Origin of the sequence: Streptomyces sp. NBC_00647 (genome assembly GCF_045207245.1) — a bacterium.
Lineage (GTDB): Bacteria > Actinomycetota > Actinomycetes > Streptomycetales > Streptomycetaceae > Streptomyces.
In genome coordinates this window covers 8,073,196-8,092,984 of the sequence record NZ_CP109040.1, presented here as the reverse complement: position 1 = coordinate 8,092,984, position 19,789 = coordinate 8,073,196, and the positions used below count along the sequence as shown (strand labels likewise).

General features: G+C 70.4%; 14 protein-coding genes and 1 tRNA gene. 5 read left to right on the top strand and 10 right to left on the bottom strand.

The genetic code is table 11. The annotated features are described in order from the left end of the window. Positions 1-98: 98 nt before the first annotated feature. Positions 99-186, bottom strand: a tRNA-Leu gene (locus tag OG788_RS35530). 142 nt (positions 187-328) lie between these two features. On the opposite strand from OG788_RS35530, the gene OG788_RS35525 reads away from it, so the two are divergent. Beyond that, a complete protein-coding gene (locus OG788_RS35525; RefSeq protein WP_406375141.1) occupies positions 329-1,660 on the top strand; it encodes a DUF2254 domain-containing protein in 1,332 nt (443 codons plus the stop codon). 192 nt (positions 1,661-1,852) lie between these two features. Here OG788_RS35525 and OG788_RS35520 read toward each other — a convergent pair whose 3' ends face one another. The 3 genes from OG788_RS35520 to sucC form a co-directional block, all read right to left on the bottom strand. Next, positions 1,853-3,451 (bottom strand): aldehyde dehydrogenase family protein, encoded by a 1,599-nt coding sequence (locus OG788_RS35520; RefSeq protein WP_406375140.1) that lies wholly within the window; start codon positions 3,449-3,451, stop codon positions 1,853-1,855. A gap of 143 nt (positions 3,452-3,594) precedes the next feature. Further along, positions 3,595-4,536, bottom strand: coding sequence for a succinate--CoA ligase subunit alpha (gene sucD / locus OG788_RS35515; protein ID WP_406375139.1), 942 nt, complete (start codon positions 4,534-4,536; stop codon positions 3,595-3,597). An 11-nt stretch (positions 4,537-4,547) separates the two neighbouring features. Continuing rightward, positions 4,548-5,678 carry an ADP-forming succinate--CoA ligase subunit beta gene (gene sucC / locus OG788_RS35510; protein WP_406375138.1) on the bottom strand — a complete coding sequence of 377 codons (1,131 nt, stop codon included), beginning with the start codon at positions 5,676-5,678 and terminating at the stop codon, positions 4,548-4,550. Between the two features lie 166 nt (positions 5,679-5,844). Between sucC and frc the strand changes: the two genes are divergently transcribed. The 4 genes from frc (at position 5,845) to OG788_RS35490 (ending at position 12,144) form a co-directional block, all read left to right on the top strand. Next, positions 5,845-7,077, top strand: a complete 1,233-nt coding sequence (gene frc, locus OG788_RS35505; RefSeq protein WP_351545714.1) for a formyl-CoA transferase — start codon at positions 5,845-5,847, stop codon at positions 7,075-7,077. A gap of 1 nt (position 7,078) precedes the next feature. Continuing rightward, a complete protein-coding gene (locus OG788_RS35500; protein ID WP_406375137.1) occupies positions 7,079-9,226 on the top strand; it encodes an acetate--CoA ligase family protein in 2,148 nt (715 codons plus the stop codon). 123 nt (positions 9,227-9,349) lie between these two features. Continuing rightward, the gene (locus OG788_RS35495) at positions 9,350-10,738 is read left to right on the top strand and encodes an OFA family MFS transporter (protein ID WP_351545717.1); all 1,389 of its coding nucleotides are present in this window, start codon (positions 9,350-9,352) and stop codon (positions 10,736-10,738) included. After that, positions 10,738-12,144, top strand: a complete 1,407-nt coding sequence (locus OG788_RS35490; protein ID WP_406375136.1) for an OFA family MFS transporter — start codon at positions 10,738-10,740, stop codon at positions 12,142-12,144. Before OG788_RS35495 ends, OG788_RS35490 begins: the two co-directional genes overlap by 1 nt. A gap of 131 nt (positions 12,145-12,275) precedes the next feature. Here the strand turns inward: OG788_RS35490 and OG788_RS35485 are convergent, their stop codons facing one another. The 6 genes from OG788_RS35485 to OG788_RS35460 form a co-directional block, all read right to left on the bottom strand. Then, complete coding sequence (locus OG788_RS35485; protein ID WP_406375135.1) at positions 12,276-13,286, bottom strand: sugar phosphate isomerase/epimerase family protein; 1,011 nt, start codon at positions 13,284-13,286, stop codon at positions 12,276-12,278. 11 nt (positions 13,287-13,297) lie between these two features. Further along, positions 13,298-14,605: a Gfo/Idh/MocA family protein gene (locus tag OG788_RS35480; RefSeq protein WP_406375134.1), complete on the bottom strand. Its 1,308-nt coding sequence runs from the start codon at positions 14,603-14,605 to the stop codon at positions 13,298-13,300. Positions 14,606-14,686: 81 nt separating this feature from the next. Next, on the bottom strand, positions 14,687-15,736 hold the full coding sequence (locus tag OG788_RS35475; protein WP_351554583.1) for a substrate-binding domain-containing protein: 1,050 nt from the start codon (positions 15,734-15,736) through the stop codon (positions 14,687-14,689). 20 nt (positions 15,737-15,756) lie between these two features. Next, positions 15,757-16,776: an ABC transporter permease gene (locus OG788_RS35470; RefSeq protein ID WP_351554580.1), complete on the bottom strand. Its 1,020-nt coding sequence runs from the start codon at positions 16,774-16,776 to the stop codon at positions 15,757-15,759. Continuing rightward, complete coding sequence (locus tag OG788_RS35465; RefSeq protein ID WP_406375133.1) at positions 16,773-18,311, bottom strand: sugar ABC transporter ATP-binding protein; 1,539 nt, start codon at positions 18,309-18,311, stop codon at positions 16,773-16,775. The genes OG788_RS35470 and OG788_RS35465 overlap by 4 nt, the downstream gene beginning before the upstream one ends. 117 nt (positions 18,312-18,428) lie before the next feature. Next, entirely contained in the window at positions 18,429-19,610 is a 1,182-nt protein-coding gene (locus OG788_RS35460; RefSeq protein WP_406375132.1) for an ROK family protein, read from the bottom strand. Between the last annotated feature and the right edge of the window lie 179 nt (positions 19,611-19,789).

Genomic DNA, 19,789 nt, shown 5'->3' with positions numbered 1-19,789 from the left:
CGGCCCTCACCCCGGGGAGTCCTCGAGCCAGGAAAACGCAACAAGGACCACGACCGTCAGGTCGAGGTCCTCGTTCGTGTATCGCCACAAAGAGTGCGTGGTGTCCGAGGGGGGACTTGAACCCCCACGCCCGTTAAAGGGCACTAGCACCTCAAGCTAGCGCGTCTGCCATTCCGCCACCCGGACTAGGTGTCTGCCGCCCGGCCGGGGGTGTTCCCCGCGGCGACATGGACAACAATACCAAGGTTTCAGAGTGCCCTTCACCTGCATATCCGGGCCCTCGGAGCGGGTCCGCGGCACGAGGTGGGGGTGCACATAGAGTCTCACCATGGGTGACTGGATGGATACCGGGGGTTTGCGGGAGGGGCGGCGGCCGAGGGCGTTGTCGCCGTTGCGGGAGCATCTGCGGGACACGTTCTGGTTCGCGCCCACCGCGGCCATGGTGCTGGTCTTCGTGGTGTGGGCGGTGGCGTCCGAGCTCGACACCGCGATCGTCGAGGCACTGCAGAAGGCGCACGAGTACGGCACCCTCGATGATCTGCTGCGCCTGGCCGACGACGCGAAGACCGTGGTGACCGTGGTCAGCTCGGCCATGATGACCTTCATCGGCGTGGTCTTCAGCATCTCGCTCGTCGCCGTACAGATGGCGAGCGGGCAGTTCAGTCCGCGAGTGGTGCGGATCTTCGTGCGCAGCCGGATCACGAAGGCCACCTTCGCCGTCTTCCTCGCCACGTTCCTGCTGTCGCTCCTCGTGCTGACCTCGTACGAGGGGCAGGCCGAGGCCCGGCTGGTGACCTCGGTCCCCCTGGTGCAGTCGGTCCTGACGCTCCTGATGCTGGGGCTGAGTCTCCTGCTCTTCGTGATGTACGTGAACCAGACCCTGCGGCTCATGCGCATCAGCCATGTCATCGACCGCATCACCCGGGAGGCGTTCAAGGTCGTCGCGCGGATGCCCGTGGCCCGTTCGTCCGGCGAGGAGGAGGCGCTCGGGCCCGAGACCGCCCGGGTCGCCCATCACGGGCGGGCCGGCGTCCTGCGGGACGTGAACATCGCCCGGCTGGTGAAGGCGGCCCGGCAGCAGGGTGTCGTCCTGCGGCTGCTCCCGCGGATCGGGGACTTCGTCGTACCGGGCACGCCCCTGCTCGCCGTGCACGGGGGTCCCGCCCCCTCGGGCCGGTCCCTGAGCTACACCGTGTCCGTCGGTGTCGAGCGCACCTTCCACCAGGACTTCGCGTTCGGGCTGCGCCAGCTGTCCGACATCGGGCTGCGGGCGCTGTCGGCCGCCGTGAACGACCCGACCACGGCCGTGCAGGCGATCGACCGCATCGTGCAGTTCCTCTCCGCCGTCGCCGGCCGGCCCCTCGACGCGGCGCTCTATCGCGACCGGCGCGGGAACGTGCGGCTGGTGCAGCCCGTGCCCGGGTGGACCGAGCTGGTCGATCTCGGGTTCGCCGAGATCCGGGGGTGCGCGGTGGGCAGTCCGCAGGTCACCCGGCGCATCATCGCCGGGCTCGACGACCTGGCCCTGACCGCTCCCTCGGACCGCCGCGAGCCGCTGCTCCGGCACCGCGCCCTGCTCGTCGAGGCCGTGGAACTCACGGTGCCCGAGGCGTCGGACCGCGCCTTCGCCCTGCGCCCGGACCGGCAGGGCATCGGGTAGCCGGCCAGGGCTCACCGGCCGCCGGAGCAGGGGCGGCGCCCGATCACGGACGCCGCCCCTGTCTCACCTCACGAAGCCCACGGGACCGGCGGCACCGGCGGCACCGGCGGCACCGGCGGCACTCGCAACCGGCCCCCGCGGAACTCACGGACTCAAGAGCTCAAGGGCTCACGCACTCACGCACTCACGCGCTCACGGCATCAAGTGATACTCCGGGAAGTTCCCCGGCAGCCGCTCCCCCTCCGGCCCCTGGGTCACCGCGCGCACCAGGAGTTCCCCGCCCACGAACGCACCGCGCCACGACGCGCCGAAGCCGCCGAAGAGTTCGTCGCGGTCGCCCCGGGAGCGGGGCTTTCCGTGGCCGACCTTGAACGCGCGGATCTGCGGGGCGAGTCGGCTGTACGTCGCCTCGTCGTCCGTGGACAGCGTGGCGACCAGCGCGCCGTTCGACGCGTTCATCGCGGCGAGCAGCTCGGCCTCGGTGTCGACCAGGACGATGGTGTCGACCGGGCCGAAGGGCTCCGCGTGGTGGAGCGGTGAGGACGGGGGCGGGTTGAGGAGCGTGACGGGCTGGACGTACGCCGCCGTGTCCTGGCCGGGCAGGAAGCGCGTGTCGGAGAGCTTGCCGCGGTGCAGCGGGACGGCGCCCCTGTCGATGGCCTCGGCGACCTGGTCGTGGAGTTCCTTGGCCTTGGCCGCGTTGATGACCGGGCCGAAGTCGAGGGACGGGTACGGGTCGTCCGGGTGCTCGACGGCGAGCGGGTGGCCGGTCCGCAGGGTGCGGACGGCCGGGAGGTACGCGGCGAGGAAGTCGTCGAACAGGGCGCGTTGGACGACGAAGCGCGGGTAGGCCGTGCAGCGCTGTTTCCCGTAGTCGAAGAGCTTGGGGACGACGGCCGTCAGGGCGTCCCAGTCGGTGTGGTTCCAGATGCCCCAGGTGTTGAGCCCCTCCTGTTCGAGGACATGCCGCTTGCCGAGGTCGGCGACGGCGGTGGCCACCGCGGCGCCCGTGTCCCGGCCGCCGACGAAGGAGACGCAGCCGATCTCGGGCGCGCGCACGAGCGCCTCCGACAGCTCGCCCCCGCTGCCGCTGACCAGGGTGACGGGGATGCCCTCGCGCACGGCGAGCGCGCAGGCCAGGGTGAGGCAGGCGACGCCGCCGTCGGTCGGGGTCTTGGCGATGACCGCGTTGCCCGCGAGTGCCTGCACCAGCATCGCGTGGACGAGCACGCTCATCGGGTAGTTCCAGCTGGCGATGTTGGAGACGGGTCCGTCCAGCGGGGCCCGGCCTTCCACCATGGGCTCGATGCCGTCGACGTACCAGCGCACGCCGTCGATCGCCCGGTCCACGTCGGCCTGGGCGAGCCGCCAGGGCTTGCCGATCTCCCAGACCAGCAGGAGGGCGAGCAGTTCGCGGTGTTCGGTGAGCGCGTCGAGGGTCGCCGCCACGCGGGCCCGGCGTTCACCGAGGGGCACATGGCGCCAGGCCCGGTGCTGGTCCAGCGAGGCGCGGACGGCCTGCCGGGCGGTGGCGCCGTCGAGCCGTGGCGGTCCCGCGATGGGGCTGCCGTCGACGGGGCTGGTGGCGGGCAGTGCCCGGCCGTCCGCCTGCCAGCCGGAGTTCCAGAGGTTGAGGACCCGGTCGTCGCGGAACGCCTCGGGGGCGACGGCGAGGCACCGCCGCCAGGCGTCGGTCCAGGACGTACCCGCCTTGAGGACAAGAGGGGTGGGGTCGCGGGGGGCGGGGTGGTGAGGGGTGGGGTCCAGCGGGTTGGCGTCGAGGGTGGTCATGGGTGTCTCCGCTCTCGGTGCACAGTCGGGGGCGGGGGGCCCGGCTTCTGCCGAGCGGCAGGTCGTACGGGCCCGCGCGAACAGTTGTCGCGTACATATGGGGAACGTAGTGAGGTCGTACGCTTTCCGGCAGTCACCTCACATTAACTATGAGTGACATCACTCCGGGTCTCCGGCTCGGCCAGCCGGGCCAGGACCAGCCGGGCGGTCTCGGCCGGGGTGCCGCCCACGCTCACCCCGGCCGCCTCCAGGGCCGCCTTCTTGGCCTCGGCGGTGCCCGACGAGCCGGAGACGATGGCGCCGGCGTGGCCCATGGTCCGGCCCTCGGGGGCGGTGAATCCGGAGATGTAGCCGACGACCGGCTTGGTGATGTGGTCGCGGACGTATGCGGCCGCCCGCTCCTCGGCGTCGCCGCCGATCTCCCCGATGAGAACGATCAGCTCGGTGTCGGGGTCCTCCTGGAAGGCCGCGAGGCAGTCGATGTGGGTGGTGCCGACGACGGGGTCTCCGCCGATGCCCACGCAGGTCGAGAAGCCGATGCCCCTTAGTTCGTACATCAGTTGGTAGGTGAGGGTGCCGGACTTGGAGACGAGGCCGATGCGTCCCTGCCGGGTGATGTCGGCGGGGATGATGCCGGCGTTGGACTGTCCGGGGGAGATGAGGCCGGGGCAGTTGGGGCCGATGACGCGGGTGCCCCGGGCCGCGGCATGGGCGCGGAAGGCGACGGTGTCGTGGACGGGGATGCCCTCGGTGATGACGACGGCGAGACCGATCCCGGCGTCGGCGGCCTCCACCACGGCCGCCCGGGCGAAGGCGGGCGGGACGAAGACGACGCTCACGTCCGCGCCCGTCGCCTCGATCCCCTCGCGCACCGACCCGAAGACGGGGACGGCCCTGGGGGCGCTTCCCAGGCCCTCGGGGCTCTGGGGGACGTCGAAGTCGACGGTCCGGCCGGCCTTGCGCGGGTTGACGCCGCCGACGACGTTCGTACCGGCCGTGAGCATGCGCCGGGTGTGCCTCATGCCCTCGGCGCCGGTCATGCCCTGGACGAGGACCTTGGACTCCTTGGTGAGAAAGACGGCCATGTCCTGCTCCTTCAGCTGGTGTCGGCGAGGCGGGCGGCGAGGCGGGCGGCGGCGTCCATCGTGGTGGCCTGCCGCACCAGGGGGTGGGCGCGGTCGTCGAGGACGGCCCGGCCCCGTACGGCGTTGTTGCCGTCGAGCCGGACCACCAGCGGCTTGGTCGGCCGTACCGCGTCCAGGGCCCGCACGATGCCGTCGGCGACGGCGTCGCAGGCGGTGATGCCGCCGAAGACATTGACGAGGACGGACTTGACGTCCGGGTCGGAGAGGACGACGGACAGGCCGTCGGACATGACCCGCGCGGAGGCTCCGCCGCCGATGTCGAGGAAGTTGGCGGGGCGGGCGCCGCAGCCGGCTACCACGTCGAGGGTCGACATGACGAGGCCCGCGCCGTTGCCGATGACACCGACCTCGCCGTCCAGCTTCACGTAGTTGAGGCCCTTGGCCGCGGCCGCCGCCTCCAGGGGGTCGTCGTGCCGTTCGTCCTCCTCACCCCAACGCGTCTGCCGGAAGCGGGCGTTGTCGTCGAGCGTCACCTTGCCGTCGAGGGCCAGGAGTTGCCCCTGGGCGGTACGGGCGAGGGGGTTCACCTCGACCAGGAGGGCGTCCTCGCGCGTGAGCACCTGCCAGAGCCGCATCAGGATGTCGGCGGCCCGTGGCGGCAGCCCGGCAGCCCGTACGATCTCGTTCGCCTTCGCCGAGGTGACGCCCTCGGCCGGGTCCACGGGGATGCGCGCCACCGACTCCGGCCTGGTCGCGGCCACTTCCTCGATCTCCGTGCCGCCCTCGGCCGAGGCGATCGCGAGGAAGCCTCCGGAGGCGCGGTCGAGGACGTACGAGACGTAGAACTCGCTCTCGATGTCGACGGGTTGGGCCAGCATCACCGTACGGACCGGGTGGCCCTTGATGTCCGTGCCGAGGATCTGGCGTGCCGTCCGTTCGGCGGCGGCGGGGTCCTCGGCGAGCCTGACGCCGCCCGCCTTGCCGCGTCCGCCTGTCCTGACCTGCGCCTTGACGACGACGCGACCGCCGAGCCTGCGGGCGATCCCGCGTGCCTCGCGGGGCGAGTCCGTGACTTCGGCGCGCGGGACCGGGATGCCGTACTCCTCGAAGAGTTGCCGCGCCTGGTGCTCGTACAGGTCCATGATTCGGCTCCTGTCCTGAAAGTGGTGCACGACCCCTGGACATCACCCATCGGATGCGGGATAACAATCTTCATACAGTATTCGTCGACTGTATGCAATGTGCCGAACCTGGCCCACCGCCGGCGGCATCGGGGCGGCTCAAGGCAACGGACAAGTGAGGTGACCTGTGACGACCAAGGCTCTCGAAGGCATCCGCGTCCTGGACATGACGCACGTTCAGTCCGGTCCCTCGGCGACCCAGTTGATGGCATGGCTCGGCGCCGACGTGGTCAAACTCGAGGCACCGTCCGGTGACATCACCCGCGCCCAGCTGCGGGACATCCCGGACGCCGACTCCCTCTACTTCACCATGCTCAACAGCAACAAGCGCAGCATCACCCTCAACACCAAGACGGAGCGCGGCAAGCAGCTCCTGACCGAGCTGATCCGCCGCTCGGACGTCATGGTGGAGAACTTCGGCCCCGGCGCGATCGACCGCATGGGTTTCACCTGGGACCGCATCCGCGAGATCAACCCGCGGATCGTCTACGCCTCCATCAAGGGCTTCGGTGACGGTCCGTACACCAACTTCAAGGCGTACGAGGTGGTCGCGCAGGCCATGGGCGGCTCGATGGCCACCACCGGTTTCGAGGACGGGCCGCCGATGGCCACCGGCGCGCAGATCGGCGACTCCGGCACCGGCATCCACGCCGTGGCCGCCATCCTCGCCGCGCTCCTCCAGCGCACCCGCACCGGACGCGGCCAGCGCGTCAACGTCGCCATGCAGCACGCCGTCCTCAACCTCTGCCGGGTCAAACTGCGCGACCAGCAGCGCCTCGCGCACGGGCCGCTCGCCGAGTACCCCAACGAGGACTTCGGCGACGAGGTGCCCCGCTCCGGCAACGCCTCCGGCGGCGGCCAGCCCGGCTGGGCCGTCAAGTGCGCGCCCGGCGGCCCCAACGACTACGTCTACGTCATCGTCCAGCCCACCGGCTGGAAACCGCTCACCGGACTGATCGGCCGCCCCGAGCTCGCCGACGACCCCGAGTGGGCCACGCCGCAGGCCCGGCTCCCCAAGCTCGCCAAGATGTTCCAGCTCATCGAGGAATGGACCAGCACCTTGCCCAAATGGCAGGTGCTGGAGAAACTCAACGCCCAGAACATCCCCTGCGGGCCGATCCTGTCCACCAAGGAGATCATCGAGGACGCGTCGCTCGCCGCCAACGACATGGTCGTCGAGGTCCAGCACCCCGAACGCGGCTCCTATGTCACCGTCGGCAGCCCGCTCAAACTCTCCGACTCCCCCGTCGACATCACCGCCTCTCCGCTGCTGGGTGAGCACAACGAGGAGATCTACATCGGCGAACTCGGCCTCGGCGACGAGGAATTGCGGCTGCTCAGGTCGGGCGGGGTGATCTGAGGTGGCGGACCAGGACCGGGTGGCGAGGGTGCGGGCGGTCCTCGACGCCGTGCGAGGAGAGGGACGGACCGCGCTGACGGCGCCCGAGGGCAGGCTGCTCGCCGACGCCTACGGGATCGCCGTGCCCGGTGAGGAGATCGCCCGCGACCAGGACGAGGCGGCGGCCCACGCGGAACGCTTCGGCGGCCCGGTGGTGATGAAGATCGTCTCCCCCGACATCCTGCACAAGACCGATGCCGGCGGTGTGCTGGTCGGTGTCGAGGGTGCGGCGGACGTACGGGCCGCCTTCCACCGGATCGTCGAGAACGCGCGGGCGTACGACGTCCGCGCCCGGATCGACGGCGTGCAGATCCAGGAGCTGCTCCCCCGCGGGCAGGAGGTCATCGTCGGCGCGGTGACCGACCCCACGTTCGGCAAGGTGGTCGCCTTCGGGCTGGGCGGTGTGCTCGTCGAGGTCCTCAAGGACGTCACCTTCCGGCTCGCGCCGGTGAACGCCGACGAGGCGCTGTCGATGCTGGACTCGATCCGCGCGGCGGAGATCCTGCGCGGGGTGCGGGGCGCGCCGCCGGTGGACCGGCCGGCCGTCGCCGAGCAGATCCGGCGGGTCTCCGAACTCGTCACGGACTTCCCCGAGATCGCCGAGGTGGACCTCAACCCGGTGATCGCCACCCCCGAGGGCGCGGTCGCGGCCGACATCCGTGTGATCCTCGGCCCGAGCGCCCCGGCCGAGCGGCGCCGGTACACCCGGGCGGAGATCCTCACGTCCATGGACCGGCTGATGCGGCCCTCGTCCATCGCCGTGATCGGCGCCTCCGACGTTCCGGGCAAGATCGGCCACGCGGTACTGCGCAACCTCATCGACGGGGGCTTCGCGGGCGAGATCCATCCGGTGAACCCCCGGGCCGACGACATCCAGGGCCGCAAGGCCTACGCGAGTGTCGCGGACATACCCGGAGAGGTGGACGTCGCGGTCTTCGCGGTTCCCGCCCCCGCGGTGGCCAGGGTCCTGGAGGAAGTGGGACGCAAGAACATCCCCAACGCGGTCCTGATCCCCTCCGGGTTCGCGGAGACCGGCGAACAGGCGCTCCAGGACGAGATCGTGGCCATCGGCGAGCGGTACGGCGTCCGACTGCTGGGCCCGAACATCTACGGCTACTACTCGACCTGGCAGGACGTGTGCGCCACCTTCTGCACGCCCTACGACGTGAAGGGCGGTGTCGCGCTCACCTCGCAGTCCGGTGGCATCGGCATGGCCGTCCTGGGGTTCGCGCGCACCACGAAGACGGGTGTCTCGGCGATCGTCGGGCTCGGGAACAAGGCGGACCTGGACGAGGACGACCTGCTCACCTGGTTCGGCGAGGACCCGCACACGACGTGCATCGCGATGCACCTGGAGGACCTCAAGGACGGCCGCGCCTTCGTGGAGGCGGCCCGCGCCACGGTCCCGAGGAAGCCGGTCGTCGTCCTGAAGGCCGGCCGAACGGCCGCCGGCGCGCGGGCCGCGGGCTCGCACACCGGCGCGCTGGCGGGCGACGACGCCGTCTACGACGACATCCTGCGGCAGGCCGGTGTCATCAGGGCTCCCGGGCTGAACGACATGCTGGAGTACGCGCGCGCCCTGCCGGTGCTTCCCACCCCCCGGGGCGACAACGTCGTGATCATCACGGGCGCGGGCGGCAGCGGCGTGCTGCTGTCCGACGCGGTGACCGACAACGGCCTGTCCCTGATGGAGATCCCGCCGGACCTCGACGCGTCCTTCCGGAAGTTCATCCCGCCCTTCGGGGCCGCGGGCAACCCGGTGGACATCACGGGTGGCGAGCCGCCGTCGACGTACGAGGCGACGATCCGGCTCGGTCTTCATGACCCGCGCATCCACGCGCTCGTCCTCGGCTACTGGCACACCGTCGTGACCCCTCCCATGGTCTTCGCCGAGCTCACCGCGCGCGTGGTGGCCGAGTTCCGCGAACGCGGCATCGACAAGCCCGTGGTGGCGTCGCTCGCGGGCGACGTCGAGGTCGAGGAGGCCTGCCAGTACCTGTACGAGCGGGGGGTCGTGGCCTACCCGTACACGACCGAGAAGCCGGTGGCCGTACTCGGCGCGAAGTACCGCTGGGCGCGCGCGGCAGGACTGTTGGGGGGCCGTTCATGACATGAGTGTGCGCGGGGGCGGCCGACGGTGCGCGTCGGCCGCCCCCGGGACCCGCGGGCGCACGAAAGGCATTTGGCAGGGGGCGCTGACCAGATCTTTCGACGCAAGGGGTGCTAGAGCGACATGACAACCACCGACTACTCGACTCCCGTCCCCTATCAAGAGGTGACGGACCACAACGGCCGCGTGTACCGCATCGGCGAGTCCGATGTCGACATCATGGGCCGCAAACGCGCATGGATGGTCTTCCTGCCCTGGGCGGGCATGATGGGCATCAGCTCCGCCGAGTACGCGTTCACGTCGGCGGAGGACACGCTCCACGAGGCTCATCTGTGGAGCAGCGGACACATCTTCTGGCTGATGGGCGTCTGGGTGTTCTTCCAGGCGGCCGTGGCCTTCCCGGCCGGGCAACTGCGCGAGAGCGGCAGGCTCCCGGCCCGTACGGCGATGCTGCTGGGCGCGCTGGGCACCCTGCTCGGCTATGTGTCCCTGGCGTTCGCGCCGAACGTGGCGGTCGCCTATCTCGGCTTCGGCATGTGCAGCGGCATCGGCGCCGGTCTCGTCTACGCGACCAGCGTGAACATGGTCGGCAAGTGGTATCCGGAGCGCAAGGGCGGCAAGACGGGCTTCGTCAACGGCGGTTTCGCCTACGGGTCCGTGCCCTTCGTGTTCCTGTTCACCTCGTACATGGACCTGAGCAACTACCGGGGCGTCCTGGTGGGTGTCGGACTGCTCTGCTGTGCGGTCGTCGCCGTGTCCGGCTGGTTCTTCAAGGACCCGCCGAAGGGCTGGTGGCCGGCGAACGTGGATCCGCTGAAGGTGTCGGACGACCCGAAGGTCCGGCGGGCGCTGGAGAAGAACCCGCCGGCGGTGAAGCAGTACACCCCCAAGGAGGCCTCGCGTACCCCTGTTCTCTGGATGATGTGGTTCTGTCTGCTGTGCACGGCCGGGATCAACATCTTCGGCATCGCCTTCCAGGTCCCGTTCGGCAAGGACATGGGCTTCGCGGGCGGGATCGTGGCCACGGCCATGTCGCTGAAGGCCATCGTCAACGGCACCGGGCGCGGTGTCATCGGCTGGATCTCCGACCGGTTCGGACGGCGCCACACCCTGATCATCGTGTGTCTGGTGCTGGGCACGGCGCAGTTCGGCGTCCTGGTCTCCGGCCAGATGGGAAGCATGCCGTTCTTCCTGTTCTGCTCCATGGTCTCGGGCTTCGGCGGCGGCGCGATCTTCCCGCTGTTCGCGGCGATGACGGCCGACTACTTCGGTGAGAACAACAACGCCTCCAACTACGGGATGGTCTACAGCTCGAAGCTGATCTCGGGCCTCGTGGGCTCCGGCATGGGCGCGGTCGTCGTCGGCGCGTGGGACTACCAGGGCGCGTTCGTGCTCGCCGGGTCCATCGGTCTGGCGTCCGCCGTGCTGGCCCTGTTCCTCAAGGCACCGGGCCGGCCGCAGGCCCGGACCATCGTTCCCAATCCGCACCCGCTCGGCGAGGAGATGGCTTGATGACGGCGGAACCCATGGCGTCGAAGGGCGCGCCGGACGACCCCGACGCCTCGGGGCGCGCTTACCGGGAGGTCACGGACGCCCGGGGCCGTGTCTACCGGATCGGCGAGACCGACCGGGACATCCTGGGCCACTCGAGGAAGTTCATGGTGTACCTGCCCTGGGTCGCCATGATGGCCATCAGTGTCTTCGAGTACGCGTACGGCTCGGCCGAGGACACCCTGTCCCACGCTCACGGCTGGACGCAGAGCAACACCTTCTGGATCCTGAGCGTCTGGGTCTTCTTCCAGGCCGGCATCGCCTTCCCCGCCGGCTGGCTGCGGGAGAAGGGCATCCTGACGGCCCGCAGGGCCATGTATCTGGGCTCGGTCATGTGCGCGGCCGGCTTCCTCGCCCTCTCGCACCTGAGCAACGTCCTGCTGGCGATCCTCGGCTTCGGTGTCATCGGCGGCCTCGGGTCCGGCCTGGTGTACGCGACGTGCATCAACATGGTCGGGAAGTGGTTCCCCGAGCGTCGTGGCGCGAAGACGGGATTCGTCAACGGCGGGTTCGCGTACGGCTCCCTGCCGTTCATCTTCATCTTCAACTACGGCTTCGACACGGCCAACTACCACCGTGTGCTGGACCTCATCGGCTGCTACGTGATGATCGTCGTGCTGTCCTCGGCGTTCTTCTTCAAGGATCCGCCGAAGAACTGGTGGCCGGCGGACATCGACCCGCTGACCCACGGCGGTTCCGGGAAGGGGGCCGCGAGTCTCTCGAAGAACCCTCCCGCGGTGAAGCAGTACACGCCCAAGGAGGCCATCAGGACCGGCATGCTCCCCCTGATGTGGATCGCGCTCGTGATGACCGCGGGTGTGTCGATCTTCGGGATCTCGTTCCAGGTCGACTTCGCCAAGGAAGTGGGCTTCGGCCCGCTGGTGGCGGCGTCGTCGATGGGCGTGATGGCGGTCATCAACGGGGTCGGCCGGGGCGTGGTGGGCTGGTTGTCCGACACCTACGGCCGCAAACAGACGCTGGTGTTCGTCATCGTGGTCCTCGGCCTCGCGCAGTTCGGTGTCATCTGGGCCGGTGACGTCCACAGCGAGGCGCTCTTCCTGTTCTTCGCCTTCCTCTCCGGGTTCGGCGGCGGGGCCTTCTACCCGATGTTCGCGGCCCTGACTCCGGACTACTTCGGCGAGAACTACAACGCCACCAACTACGGGCTGGTGTACAGCGGAAAGCTGATCAGCGGTCTGTTCGGCGGCGGGCTCGGCTCGATGGTGGTCGCCGCCTGGGGCTACGACGGCGCCTACGCGCTGGCCGGCGGCGTCTCCATGGTGGCGGCCGTGATCGCCCTGCTGCTGCGGCAGCCGGGGCGCACCACGGACCGGACCTCGACACCGCAGCCGCAACCGGTCGGCTGAGCGCCCACGGGCCACCCCGCACGAGGGTGGCCCGTGCACGGCCCGCAGGGGGCTTCTCCTGGAACGCGTACGAGGGTGGCCCTCACCGCGAGTGTGCGGGGAGGGCCACCCTCGTACGTGCCGTGCGGCGGCTACGGGCCGTCGTTGCCGCCGAAGGCCGCGTCGAACGATGCCGACGCCGGCTCGAAGTCGTACGCCTTGAGGCGGGTCAGGGCCTCGGGCGCTCCCTGGAGCCGGTCCATGCCCGCGTCCTCCCACTCGACCGAGACGGGCCCCGCGTAGCCGATGGAGCGCAGCATGCGGAAGACGTCCTCCCAGGGGACGTCGCCGTGGCCCGCGGAGACGAAGTCCCAGCCGCGGCGGGGGTCGCCCCAGGGCAGGTGGGAGCCGAGCCGGCCGTTGCGGCCGTCGAGGCGCTTGCGCGCCTCCTTGCAGTCGACGTGGTAGATCCGGTCGCGGAAGTCGTAGAGGAAACCGACCGGGTCGAGGTCCTGCCAGACGAAGTGCGACGGGTCGAAGTTGAGGCCGAAGGCCGGGCGGTGGCCGACCGCCTCCAGGGCCTGGTGTGTCGTCCAGTAGTCGTAGGCGATCTCGCTCGGGTGGACCTCGTGCGCGAACCGGACGCCCTCGGCGTCGAAGACGTCCAGGATCGGGTTCCAGCGGGCGGCGAAGTCCTCGTAGCCGCGCTCGATCATGGATTCGGGGGCGGGCGGGAACATCGCGACGAGGTGCCAGATCGACGAGCCGGTGAACCCGATGACGGTGTCGACGCCGAAGGCCGCCGCCGCGCGCGCGGTGTCGGCGATCTCGTCGGCGGCCCGCTTGCGCACGCCCTCGGCCTCGCCGTGACCCCAGATACGGGCGGGCAGGATGGCCCGGTGGCGTTCGTCGATGATGGCGTCGCAGACGGCCTGGCCGACCAGATGGTTGGAGATGGCCCAGCACTTGAGGCCGTACTTGTCGAGCAGCGCGCGCCGGGAGTCGACGTACGACGGATCGTCGAGCGCCTTGTCGACCTCGAAGTGATCGCCCCAGCAGGCGAGTTCGAGTCCGTCATAGCCGAAGTCACGGGCCAGGCGGCAGACTTCTTCGAGGGGCAGATCGGCCCACTGGCCGGTGAAGAGAGTGAAGTTGCGCGGCATTTCAGGCCTCCTCAGACCGCTACGGGTGTGTACAGGGAGTTCTTCTCGGCGCTCTCCTCGACCGCCGCGAGGACGCGCTGCACCTGCAGGCCGTCGGCGAAGGACGGCGTGGGCGGGCGCCCGGCCGCGATGGCCTGGACGAGGTCGCGGGCCTGGTGCACGAAGGTGTGCTCGTAGCCGAGGCCGTGCCCCGGCGGCCACCAGGCGTCGAGGTAGGGGTGGTCGGGTTCGGTGACGAGGATGCGGCGGAAGCCCGCGTGGCTCGCGGGTTCGGTGTGGTCGTGGTAGGCGAGTTCGTTGAGTCGCTCCAGGTCGAAGGCCAACGAGCCGCGTTCGCCGTTGAGTTCGATGCGCAGGGAGTTCTTGCGTCCGGTGGCGAAGCGGGAGGCCTCGAAGGAGGCGAGCGCTCCGGAGGCGAACCGGGCGGTGAAGAGGGCGGCGTCGTCGACGGTGACGGCGCCCGAACGGGAGCCGGGAACGGCATCGGACCCCGATCCGGAGCCGGACCCCGGGCCGGAATCCTCGCCGGAGCCGGAAGGCGGAACGGGACCCGTGCCGGCCGCCGACGCGCCCGTCTGCGGCACGGCCGACAACCCGCTGGACGCCCTCATGGGCAGGGGCCGTCGGCGTACGAAGGTCTCGGTGAGGGCGGAGACCCCGCCGAGCGGTTCCCCCGCCAGATACTGCGCGAGGTCGACGATGTGGGCCCCGAGGTCGCCGAGGGCGCCGGAACCGGCCGTCTCCCTGCGGAGTCTCCAGGTGAGCGGGAACTCCGGGTCCACCAGCCAGTCCTGGAGGTACGTCACCCGGACGTGCCGCAGGGCTCCGAGGCGGCCCTCGGCGACCATGGTGCGGGCGAGCGCCGTGGCGGGGAGCCGGCGGTAGTTGAAGCCCACCATGGACATCTGGCCACGCCCGAGGGCCGAGGCGGCCGCCGCCGCCATGGCCTCCGCCTCGTCGACCGTGTTCGCCAGGGGCTTCTCGCACAGCACGTGCTTGCCTGCGGCCAGCGCGGCGACGGCGATCTCGGCGTGGCTGTCACCGGGTGTGCAGATGTCGACGAGGTCGACGTCGTCCCGGGCGATCAGCGCACGCCAGTCGGTCTCGGCAGCCCCCCAGCCGTGCCGGTCCGCCATCGCCCGCACCGCCTGTCCGTCCCGGCCGCAGACGGCGGCGAGGACCGGGCGGCGCGGCAGGTCGAAGACGCGGCCCACGGTGCGCCAGCCCTGTGAGTGGGCGGCGCCCATGAACGCGTAGCCGACCATGCCCACGCCCAATGGCGGCTTGGCGGCCTCGTCGCCCTGGTGCGGCTGTCCCATGCGGGTGTCCTCCTCGTCGTCGTGGCGCGGTGGGGGTGGGGCCCTGTCTCTCGGACAGGGCCCCCGTGGCGGCAGGGCGCATCACTTGAAGCCGGTGGCCATGTACTGCTTGACGTTGTCCTTGTCGACGACGGCCGAGAAGAGCGTGAGCGAGGCGGGGATCTCGAACTCGGCGAGCCCTCCGATGCCCTTGCCCTGCCCGAGGGTGCGGGCGAGGTCGATGGCGGACGCGGCCATGGTCGGCGGGTACAGGACGGTGGCCTTCAGGACGCTGTCGTCGGCGTCGATGGCCTGGAACGCGGAGAGCGCCCCGGCCCCGCCCACCATCAGGAAGTCGTCACGGCCGGCCTGCTCGATGGCCCGCAGCGCCCCCACGCCCTGGTCGTCGTCGTGATTCCACAGGGCGTCGAACTTCGGCTGTGCCTGAAGGAGCTGGGACATCTTCGCCTGGCCGGACTCGACGGTGAACTCGGCCGCCTGGCGGGCGACCTTCTTGATGTTCGGGTAGTTCTTGAGAGCCGCGTCGAAGCCCTCGGTGCGCTGCTTGGTGAGTTCCAGGTTGTCGAGCCCGGCGAGTTCGATGACCCGGGCGCCCGCCTTGCCCTTGAGCTTCTCTCCGATGTAGTGACCCGCGCTGAGGCCCATGCCGTAGTTGTCGCCGCCGATCCAGCAGCGGTACGCCTGGGGCGAGTTGAAGATCCGGTCGAGGTTGATGACGGGGATGCCCGCGCGCATGGCCTTGAGGCCGACCTGGGTGAGGGCCTTGCCGTCGGCCGGCAGCACGACCAGGACGTCGACCTTCTTGTTGATCAGTGTCTCGATCTGGCCGATCTGGGCGGCCGTGTCGTTCGAGCCTTCGGTGATCTCCAGGGACACGTCCGAGTACTTCTTGGCCCGGCTCCTGGCGTTGTCGTTGATGGCGTTGAGCCAGCCGTGGTCGGCCTGCGGTCCGGCGAAGCCGATGGTGACGTGCTTGCCGGGCTTGTCGTCGGCGGCCGGCTGGTCGTTCGCGGCCGGCTTGTCGTCCTTGGTGTCGTTGCTGGTACAGCCGACGAGGAGGGCGCCGGCCGAGACGGCGGCGGTCCCGAAGAGCAGTCCTCTGCGACTGGTCAGGCTCATGGGTTCTGGCATGGCGGTGGACCCTTCCCGTGTCAGGTCGTGCTTGCTGTGCGCCGCTGGACCAGGACCGCGGCGACGATGATCGCGCCCTTGGCGATCTGCTGGACGTCGCTCTGGAGGTTGTTCAGCGCGAAGATGTCGGTGATCGTCGTGAAGATCAGGACGCCGAGCACCGAACCGGTGATGGTGCCGCGGCCCCCGCTGAGCAGGGTGCCGCCGATGATCGCGGCCGCGATGGCGTCGAGTTCGTACAGGTTTCCGTTGGTGTTCGTGCCGGAGCCGGACAGGATGATCAGCAGGAAGGCGGCGATGCCGCAGCAGAGTCCGGAGAGCAGATAGAGATACAGCCGCTGACGTCGTACGTCGATGCCGGCGAGCCGTGCCGCCTCCGCGTTGCCGCCGACGGCGACCGTGCGCCGGCCGAAGGTGGTGCGGTTGAGGATCAGCCAGCCGAGGACGGTGACGACGGCGAAGACCAGGACCAGCGGCGGGACACCGAGGACGTAGGAGTCGCGTTCGCCGAGCTTGAGGATGCCGTCGACCGAGACGATCTGCGTTCTGCCTTCGGTGATCTGGAGGGCGAGGCCGCGGGCCGAGGCGAGCATGGCGAGTGTCGCGATGAAGGGGACCATCCCGCCGTACGCGACGAGCAGTCCGTTGACCAGGCCGCAGCCCAGCCCGACGAGCACCGCGGTGAAGAGGATGCCCGCGAAGCCGTAATCCTGGGTGGCGACCGTGGTGGCCCAGACCGAGGAGAGCGCGACGATCGCGCCGACCGACAGATCGATGCCGCCGGAGGTGATGACGAAGGTCATCCCGACGGTGACGACGCCGATCACCGAGGCCTGGGTGAGGACGAGTTGGAGGTTGCGGGTGTCCAGGAACTCGTCCGGCCTGGTGACACCGCCGATGACGATCAGGGCGGCGAGGACGCCGAGGAGCGACAGGGTGCGGACGTCGGCGCGGGCCACGACGGTGCGCCACACGGGGAGTTCACCCGTCGAGGGCACCTTGTCGGTGCCGTCCCGGGGCGGGGACACGTGCTGCGTCATGACGCCGGGCTCCCTTCACTGGCCACAGGGCTTCCTTCCATCACGAGGTCGAGTACGCGGTGTTCGTCGAGCTCCCGGGCGGGTGCCGTGTGCACGACGTGCCCTTCGCGGAGCACCAGGACGCGGTCGGCGAGCCCGAGCACCTCGGGCACTTCGCTGGAGACCAGCAGGACGGCGAGCCCTTCGTCGGCGAGCCGGCGGATCACCGCGTACAGCTCGGCGCGGGCTCCGACGTCGACGCCTCGGGTGGGCTCGTCGAGGAGCAGGACGCGGCAGCCGCGCAGCAGCCAGCGGGCCAGCACGGCCTTCTGCTGGTTCCCGCCGGACAGGGTCCTCACCGGCGCCGCGGGGTTGTCGGGGCGCAGGGAGAGCTCGCGGGTGGCCGCCCGTGCCGCGCCGCGTTCGGCCCGCCGGTCGATCCAGCCCCCGTGCGCGTAGCGGGACATGGAGGACACGGAGACATTGCGGGTGACCGACTCCAGCATCAGCAGGGCCTGTGCCTTGCGCTCCTCGGGGGCGAGTCCGACTCCGGCGCGCACGGCGGCGCGTACGCTGCCGGTGCGCAACGGCTTCCCGTTCACGCTGACCCGGCCGGTGGTCGGCCTGCGTGCCCCGTAGATCGTCTCCAGGATCTCGGAGCGGCCCGAGCCGACGAGTCCGGCCAGGCCGACGATTTCCCCGGGGCGCAGTTCGAGGTCGAGCGGCGCGAACTCTCCTTGCCGGGAGAGGCCTTGGACCGTGAGGACGGGGTCACCCGGTGGCCGCGCGCCGGGCCGGTCGGGGAAGACGTACTCGACGTTGCGTCCCGTCATCAGTGCCACGATCTCGCGGGTCGGTGTCGACCTGGCGGGCAGTCCCCCCGCCACCGCACGCCCGTCCTTGAGCACGGTGACCCGGTCGCCGATGCGGCGGATCTCCTCCAGACGGTGCGAGATGTGGACCACCGCGACACCGTCCGCGGTCAGGTCCCCGACGATGCGGAAGAGGTTGTCGACCTCGTCGGGGTCGAGGGCGGCCGACGGTTCGTCCATGACGATGAGCCGTACGTCGTGGGAGAGCGCCCGCGCCATGGAGACGATCTGCTGCTGGGCCGCGGACAGATCACCGACGAGCCGTGCCGGATCGATCTCGGGATGCCCGAGTCGCTTGAGCAGGGCGGCGGTTGCCGCCTTGGCGGCCTTGCCCCGTACGACGAATCCGGCGGTGGTGGGTTCATGGCCGAGGTGCACGTTCTCGGCGACCGACAGCCCCTCCACCAGGTCGAGTTCCTGGTAGATCGTGGCGATGCCCAGGCGCATGGCGGCGATCGGGGACTTGAGGGTGACGGGCTCGCCGCGCCAGTCGATGGTGCCGTCGTCAGGCTGGTGGGCGCCTGCCAGGACCTTGATGAGGGTGGATTTCCCGGCGCCGTTCTGGCCCAGCAGGCAGTGCACTTCGCCGGCCTGGACGTCGAGGTCGACGCCGTCGAGGGCCCGGACTCCGGGGAACGACTTGGTGATGCCGGACATGGTGAGCAGTGGTGGTTCTGGTGCCATGACGGTTCCCTCGGGCAGGCGTGCGGGCCGGTTGCCGGGCGGTGCGCGTACGGGGCGGGCGGTTTCGGGCACGGCGGAGCGGGACGCGGCGCCGGTGGTCCGATTCCTGGAGGTGACTTACGCGGGCGAGAACAGGTGGTCGCTGATCAGCCGGGCCCCGCCGATGACTCCGGCGGTCGGGCCCAACTCCCCGAGGACGATGGGCAGATTGCCGGTCGCGAGCGGAAGAGACTGGCGGTAGACCTGGGTGCGGATCGCGGCGAGAAGGGTGTGGCCGAGACCCGTCACCCCACCGCCGATCACCACCAGGCCGGGATTGAAGAAGGAGACGAGTGCGGCGATGACCTGGCCGGTGCGGTTGCCGCCCTCCCGGATCAGATCGAGCGCGGTGGCGTCGCCCGCCGCGGCGGCCGCGGCGACGTCGACGGCGCTCAGCCCGCCGTTCGTCTCCAGCCGCGAGGCGAGCTCGGCCGACAGTCCCTGCCGGGCGGCCTCCACGGCGTCGCGTGCGAGCGCGGCGCCGCTGAAGTGGGCCTCCAGGCAGCCCCGGTTGCCGCAGGCGCACGGCCGCCCGTCGGGCACGGCCTGGATGTGCCCGATGTCGCCGGCGCTGCCCGTCGCACCGCGATGGACCTCACCGCCGACGACGATGCCGCAGCCGATGCCGGTGCCGATCTTGACGCAGAGGAAGTCGCCCACGGAGCGTGCGACGCCCGCGTGCTGCTCCCCCATGGCCATCAGGTTCACGTCGTTGTCGACCATGACGGGGCAGCCGAGTTCCTGGCTGAGGGCCTCGCGGACCCGGAAGCCGTCCCAGCCGGGCATGATCGGCGGGGCGACCGGGACACCCTCGGGGAAACGGACGGGACCCGGAACGCCGATTCCGGCGCCGTCGAACCCCTCCGCGAACCCTGATGCCCTCAACTTCGCCGCCATGGCGAGCACCTGCTCGGAGACCGCGACCGGGCCCTCGCGTACGTCCATGGGCTGGTTGATGTGCCCGAGGATCTCCAGCTCCGCGTTGGTCACGGCCACGTCGACCGAGGTCGCGCCGATGTCGACGCCGAGGAAGCGCAGCGCCGGTGCGAGCCGGACGTTGTGCGAGCGGCGCCCGCCCCGGGAGGCGGCGAGGCCGTCGGCCACCACGAGCCCGGTCTCCAGCAGCCGGTCCACCTCGACGGCCAGTTTCGACCGCGAGAGGTCGATCTGATCGCCGAGCTGGGCACGGGAGTTGGGGCCACCGTCACGCAACAGCCGCAGCAGCCTGGCCTGATGAGCGTTCGCGGGTCGTGCCGTCATGCGTCTCACGAGCCCCTCCCCGCCTCGTTCGGCCGGCGTCCGTCAGGTTCCGGCCACCTTCACCGGCCCTGCTTTCGAGGGGAAAGTAGCAGCGGCTGCCGGGAGTTGGAAGAAGTCGCGCAGGAATTCGCACAGACTTTTCCCACTCGCAGGACAAAGGGAGATCGGCGGCCGGAGTC